Source organism: Streptococcus ovuberis (assembly GCF_012396585.1).
GTDB lineage: Bacteria > Bacillota > Bacilli > Lactobacillales > Streptococcaceae > Streptococcus > Streptococcus ovuberis.
The window spans coordinates 65,171-71,333 of sequence record NZ_JAAXPR010000011.1 but is presented as its reverse complement, the minus strand read 5'-3'; the positions used below and the strand labels follow the sequence as shown (position 1 = coordinate 71,333).

Genomic DNA, 6,163 nt, shown 5'->3' with positions numbered 1-6,163 from the left:
CACCAACCCTATCAAAAAGAAAAGGCGTTAGGACTGAGGCAACAGTTCTAACACCAAATCTTAAAAATTTTTCAACTTTAGTATAGCACAGGGAGTGTCTTTTTGTGCTTTTTTTACTGTATTTTTTCAAATAAAAAATCCCCGAGCAGCCTAGAAACAGCTCAGGGAAGAACGCAACAAAAGGTGGCGAATTTCAATTTTCAATAATAGACCGTATAAATTCACTAAACTAATTTAATCCTATTAATTGCTTGATAAAATAACCCTTGACTCTAATCATTAATTCCAATAAACTTCTTCTGTTTCTCTAAAATTTGAAAACGTTTGACAATTTCTAGTTATTATAGTATAAAAGGGATATGAAAAGGAGGAAAATTATGTTAAATTTTCTAAAATTTACTAGAAGGATTACCATTTTATTGGCACTCCTGCTATTGGTTGCTTGTACCAAAAATGAATCCGAAACTCAAACAACCTCAACTAAAGAGTCAACTAAAGCACCCACTACATCATCAGAAACAACAGTTGCGCCTACTTCCATTATCAAAACCCACAACTATCAATTATTCGATAGTAAGGGATTGGATTCAAGACTTATTTACCATTATGAGGATGACAAGGTTATCAAGCAAAAAACAGAGAATATTGTTCTTTATTCTTTTTTAGGAATTACAGATGCTAAAACAGCAGAAGAAGCTTATCAAGCTCAAGCACAGCAATATCAGGGCTTAGAAGGTGTTGCTTATTCTATTCAATACAATAGTGACCGTATGATTGAGCATATCGAAGTGGATTATGAAAAAGCTAAGATTTCTGAAATTGCTCATATCATTGGGATTCCAAGTGAGCAAGCTAGCAAAATTAAGTTTATCAGTTTTAAAGAAAGTCAAAAAATACTGGAAACGAACGGTTACACAGAGATTAAAGATAACCAGTTTCAACAATTACCATAGTTTAAAAGGATTGGGTATTTTCCCAATCCTTTTACTCTTGGATAATTTTTTTGCACTTCCGTTCAAATTCATACCTCGGCATCATAACGAGATGATCACAATTGGTACAACGTATCTTGATGTCAGCGCCTAATCGCTTTACTTCCCAACAATTAGCTTTCTTACCGGTTGCTTTTATAGTACAGGCATGGGGCTTTTTCATTTCAACCAATGATCCTAATTGATACATAAGATCTCCTTTTGTTATAACATCTTAATTGGTCCGAACAGGGGTAATCAGCTGAATAAAGGTCCCTTGATCATTAGCAGGAATCAAAGTAAATGGTCGTACAGCAGAGATAAAAGAAATCGTCACATTTTCAGTATCCATAGCTTTTAGAGCATCAATCAGATAGGTTGGGTTAAAACTAATGGTTAAATCTTGTCCAGAAATAGTCAGAGCATCCAATTCTTCATGGACTTGACCGACTTCTGGAGAATTAACATGGGCTGATACGACACTGTTTTCAACTTCAAGTTTAACTGTTCCGTTAGTCGTTGCATTAGACAAAATGCGAGCACGTTCCATTGCTTGTCGGAGTTTTTCACGGTTGAAAGTCATTTCTGTCGTGAATGCTGTTGGAATTAAACGGTCTGTATCAGGATAATTACCTTCTAAAAGGCGTGTATAAAAACTAATCTGCTCACTTCTAAAAAGAATTTGATTAGCTGAGAAAAAGACTTCAACCGTTTCAATATCATCTGTAAATACTGCTGAAAATTCTCTTAGGGAGCGACTCGGAACGACTACATCAAAGTTATCTGATGGTTTTTCAAGAGAAATTTGGCGTTGGCTTAAACGATGAGAATCTGTTGCAACTGTTTTAAGGGTTTGGTTATCTGAGAGAACCAAGTGAACCCCTGTCAAAATGGGACGACTCTCTTGAAGACTAGCTGCAAAAGCTGTCTCGTTGATAACATTCTTCAAGGTTTTGGTCTCAATTAAAAGTGGATTTTCAGCCTGCATGTCTTGCAAACGTGGATACTGCTCAGCATCTTTTCCTTTTAAGGTAATTTCAGATTTGCCACTGGTCAAAACAATCTGATTTTTTTCAATTTCTTTAAAATCTAAGGTTATATCTGGAAGACTTGATACAACATTGATAAAGAAGCCAGCTTCTAATAAAATACTCCCTGAGGAAGTGATTAAGAGGCCAGCATTTTCTTCGTTAACAGGAATAAAATACTCAATAGAAATCTGACCATTTGATCCTGTTAGGGTTATGCCTTCTGAGTCAACATCAATTTTAACAGTTGAAAGAATTGGAATGGCATTCTTATGACTGATAGCACGTTTAGTAGTATTGAGAGCTTGTAAAAAATAGGATTTATTGATGGAAAACTGAATCATGAAAAACTCCTTTATTTATTAATGGTTATAAGGTTAGTAGTAGTAGTAGGCTTTGTGGATATTGTGGAAAAAGTCTCTTTTTATTGCCCTATCAACCCAGATGTTTTGAAGATAAGTTGTGGAAAACTTTTTTATTTATCCCAAGGCTATTTGATACGCTGGCGAATTGTCCTAATTTCTAAGCCTAGATTTTCATCTGTCTCTAACGCTTCTCTGATTTTATGATAAGCATGGAGAACGGTTGAGTGGTCTCTATTCCCAAATTCTTTACCAATCTTTGGCAGGGAATTATCAGTTAGTTCACGAGATAGGTACATGGCGACTTGTCTAGCAAGGGCGATGTGTTGAACTCGCTTTGGACCAGTAATTTCTTTGACGCTGACGCCATAGAATTTACTCACTTCAGCTTGAATACGCTCTATTGGGATAACTGTAATAGCAGAAGGTGTCTGCAAACGAGACCTCAGAGCTTCGACTACGGTATCGACAGTAATCATTTGCAAATGCTTTCCAGTAGCGACAAGGTTGACATTTTTTAAAGCACCTTCGAGTTCCCGAACATTTGAATCAAAATGGTTTGCTAAGTATTCAATAGCCTCTTGCTTGAAGTTGAGATGACTATATTCTTGCAACTTTTGGTTTAAAATAGCTACTCTGGTCTCATAGTCAGGAGGTGTAATATCAACAGGAAGCCCCCAGGCAAATCGTGAGACTAATCGTTCTGGTAAATCATCGAGTTGCTCTGGTGTCCGATCACTAGTTAAAACAATTTGTTTCTGGTTTTCAAAAAGCGAATTAAAGGTGTTGAAAAATTCTTCTTGAGTGGCCACAAGATTTTTACGGGCAAGAGATTGGATATCATCTATAAGCAAGACATCTAGATTGCGAAACTTTTGTTTGAGCTCATCCATCGTATTCAGACGAATGTGGGATACAAACTCGCTAATAAAGTTATCTGTTGTGATGTATTCAATTCTGGCGCGTGGATTCATCGAAAGAATGTGGTTTCCGATGGCATTGAGAAGGTGTGTTTTCCCAAGGCCAGAGCCACCCCAAATAAAGAGCGGGTTGTAAGCTGTTCCTGGAGCTTCAGCAACGGCTAAGGCAGCAGAAAGTGCCCATTTATTACCCTCCCCTTGAACAAAATTTGAAAAAGTATACTTGGGATTGACACTTGGTTTTACAAGAGATTCATAGCTTTCTACTTGGGAAGAAGCTACACTTGGCCTCTCTATCTGAGACATACTCTCCCGTTCTATAGGATTGGTTGCCTGATTAGAAAATTGATAAGTCAATTTCATTTCTTGGTCATAAACTTCAAAACCTGCGGTCAAAATAACAGCCTGTAAATTGGTATCCCAAAACAGTTGTTGAGCAGAATTATCTAGCTGGATCCTGGCTATATTTCCTTCAACAGCAATCAGTTTAGCTTGAGACACAAAAAAATCATAAGAGGATTGTCTCAGTTGTGAATGGGCTAGAATTTGGACGCGTTCCCAAAATAAGGCCTCTTTATCAGCCATTTTTCCCTCCTCAAACTCATAATTAGTCTTATTTTACCACAAAAAGGATATTTTTTCCACAACTTGTTGATAAGTTTCCACAAGTTTATAGAAGTTTTCCACAACTTGTTAATAAAACTAGTCGCAAGAGGATAATAAAAGCCCTTTTCAGGACTTTTTAGCTGTTTATAAGTTTGTTTAAGATTTTTTTCTATCCACTTCTGTCAGATAAAATGTGGATAAGTCGTTCTAATTCTTCAAGAGAAGAAAAAGGAATCGACAAATGCCCGGAGCCTTTTTGCGTTTCAGAAATAGCCACTTTTGTTCCGAGTTCTCGACTCAGTTTTTTTTCTATTTCCTGTACAAAGATGGTCTTGGTATTTTTTTTAGCGCCTGTTTTTTTAGGACTTACTAATTTTTCCAATTGTCTTACACTAATTTTTTGTTGGATAATTTTTTCCAACCATTCTTCCTGAAGGTTTGTAGCTTCAAAGGCTAAAAGTGTTCGAGCATGGGCTTGGGAAATTTTTTCTTCTTCTAAAGCCTCCAAAACTTTATCAGATAGCTGGAGGAGTCGGATAGTATTGCTAATATATGGCCTAGACTTTCCCATTGTTTGTGCAATCATTTCATGGGTGTTACCTCGTTCAATCAGTCGCTTATAAGCACGCGCCTCTTCGATTGGACTGAGGTCTTTGCGTTGCAAATTTTCAATAATAGCCTGATTCATCATGTCATCATCTGAGAGCTCTTTGATAATAACGGGAACATTGTCTAGACCAGCTAGTTGGCTGGCACGAAGTCGCCTCTCGCCAGCCATTAATTCGTAGCCAAGAATAGGGGATTTTCGTACGATTAATGGTTGAATAATCCCATTTTCTTTGATCGATTGAGCTAATTCTTGGAGATCTTCTTGATGGAAGTACTGGCGTGGCTGGTAAGGATTGGTTTGAATGTCTTGGATAGGTACATAATAGAGTTTTTCAGTCATAGCTCTATCATACTAAATTTCGAGGGTAAAGTAAATCTTCCCCCGATATGATTCAGAGGAAGAATGTTGGTAGGCTTAAGGAATTTTTTTATAAATCTTCTGTAGAACTAGTTAGGTGAACCTGCTCTGTTTGCTCCTTGCCATCACGGTAAAAGGTAACTTTTATGGTATCTCCAATATTTTTTGAGTAAAGGGCGCTTTGTAAATCACTACTTGTTGTAATTTTTTTGTCGTCGATTTTAGTGATGATATCGTATTTTTCTAGGATTCCATCTGCTGAGAGACCTGATTCGACATTTGCAATAACGATACCTGCTGTCAATTCAGAAGGAACTTTTAGTTTTTCCAATTCAAAGGTTGACAGGTCTGTCAAGTTAACCATTCGAATGCCTAGAGATGGACGACTTACCTTACCAGATGCTTCTAATTGCTCAATAATAGCAACTGCATCGTTTGAAGGAATGGCGAACCCAATACCTTCAATAGCAACACTGGAGACAGCGGAGACAGGACGAGAAGAAATTTTACTAGATGTAATGCCAATCACTTGTCCTTCAATGTTGATCAGAGGACCACCTGAGTTACCAGGGTTAATAGCTGCGTCTGTTTGGATGGCAGTGGTGGAAATAGTTTGACCGTCTTCTGATTGGGAGGTTACTGTCCGGCTGAGGCTAGAGATGATTCCTTGGGTGACAGAGTTTGCGTATTCGGTTCCCAAGGGACTACCGATAGCGATGGCTGTTTCACCTACATTAAGGATACTAGAATCGCCAAATTCTGCGATAGCAGAAACTTTCTCAGCATTAATTTTGACAACAGCGACATCAGAATAAGTATCGGATCCAACCAAGGTTCCCTCTACAATAGTACCATTGGCCAACTGAATATCAATTTTTTCAGCACCTGCTACAACATGCGTATTGGTTACTAGATAGGCAGAATCACCATCTTTCTTATAAATAATTCCTGATCCTTTACCGACAACAGTCAATTCAGCGGAATCCTTATTTTCAAAAATACTGTAAGGGTTATTTCCACTACTACTAGATTGATAATTTAAGACGGAGACTACCGCATCTTGAACTTTTTTGACGGCTTCAGTGGTTGAATTAGTGTTATTAGTTGAGATGATAGGAACTGTTGTTGACGGTTTATTGGAGTTTTCCACAGAAGTCCCTTGAGGTTTAGAAGTCAGTTGGTTTCCTAACACACCACCTATAAAGCCAACTGTTAGGACTGCAAATAAGTGTAAAATTGTTTTGATCAATTTTGACATAATATATTTCTCCTTTGCTATATTCTGAGAATTACTATATAAGCTTAGCCT

The 6,163-nt window shown here is 37.4% G+C and carries 6 protein-coding genes; 1 reads left to right on the top strand and 5 read right to left on the bottom strand.

Features of this window, described 5'->3' with window-relative positions:
• The first annotated feature begins 377 nt into the window (after window positions 1-377).
• Entirely contained in the window at window positions 378-953 is a 576-nt protein-coding gene (locus HF992_RS07175) for a DUF1307 domain-containing protein (protein ID WP_168549371.1), read from the top strand.
• A gap of 31 nt (window positions 954-984) precedes the next feature.
• Here HF992_RS07175 and HF992_RS07170 read toward each other — a convergent pair whose 3' ends face one another.
• The 5 genes from HF992_RS07170 to HF992_RS07150 all read right to left on the bottom strand — a co-directional run bounded on the left by HF992_RS07170 (window position 985) and on the right by HF992_RS07150 (window position 6,112).
• A complete protein-coding gene (locus tag HF992_RS07170) occupies window positions 985-1,182 on the bottom strand; it encodes a DUF951 domain-containing protein (RefSeq protein WP_168549370.1) in 198 nt (65 codons plus the stop codon).
• A gap of 24 nt (window positions 1,183-1,206) precedes the next feature.
• The gene (gene dnaN / locus HF992_RS07165) at window positions 1,207-2,343 is read right to left on the bottom strand and encodes a DNA polymerase III subunit beta (RefSeq protein ID WP_168549369.1); all 1,137 of its coding nucleotides are present in this window, start codon (window positions 2,341-2,343) and stop codon (window positions 1,207-1,209) included.
• A 146-nt stretch (window positions 2,344-2,489) separates the two neighbouring features.
• The gene (gene dnaA / locus HF992_RS07160) at window positions 2,490-3,866 is read right to left on the bottom strand and encodes a chromosomal replication initiator protein DnaA (RefSeq protein ID WP_168549368.1); all 1,377 of its coding nucleotides are present in this window, start codon (window positions 3,864-3,866) and stop codon (window positions 2,490-2,492) included.
• Window positions 3,867-4,056: 190 nt separating this feature from the next.
• Window positions 4,057-4,836 (bottom strand): ParB/RepB/Spo0J family partition protein, encoded by a 780-nt coding sequence (locus HF992_RS07155; RefSeq protein WP_168549367.1) that lies wholly within the window; start codon window positions 4,834-4,836, stop codon window positions 4,057-4,059.
• Between the two features lie 88 nt (window positions 4,837-4,924).
• Window positions 4,925-6,112, bottom strand: coding sequence for a S1C family serine protease (locus HF992_RS07150; RefSeq protein WP_168549366.1), 1,188 nt, complete (start codon window positions 6,110-6,112; stop codon window positions 4,925-4,927).
• Window positions 6,113-6,163: the final 51 nt, after the last annotated feature.

What these genes read in the sequence shown, in the direction of transcription:
- HF992_RS07175 (WP_168549371.1), top strand. Translation starts at nt 378, where the DNA reads ATGTTAAATTTTCTAAAATTTACTAGAAGGATTACCATTTTATTGGCA.
- HF992_RS07170 (WP_168549370.1), bottom strand. Translation starts at nt 1,182, where the DNA reads ATGTATCAATTAGGATCATTGGTTGAAATGAAAAAGCCCCATGCCTGT.
- dnaN (WP_168549369.1), bottom strand. Translation starts at nt 2,343, where the DNA reads ATGATTCAGTTTTCCATCAATAAATCCTATTTTTTACAAGCTCTCAAT.
- dnaA (WP_168549368.1), bottom strand. Translation starts at nt 3,866, where the DNA reads ATGGCTGATAAAGAGGCCTTATTTTGGGAACGCGTCCAAATTCTAGCC.
- HF992_RS07155 (WP_168549367.1), bottom strand. Translation starts at nt 4,836, where the DNA reads ATGACTGAAAAACTCTATTATGTACCTATCCAAGACATTCAAACCAAT.
- HF992_RS07150 (WP_168549366.1), bottom strand. Translation starts at nt 6,112, where the DNA reads ATGTCAAAATTGATCAAAACAATTTTACACTTATTTGCAGTCCTAACA.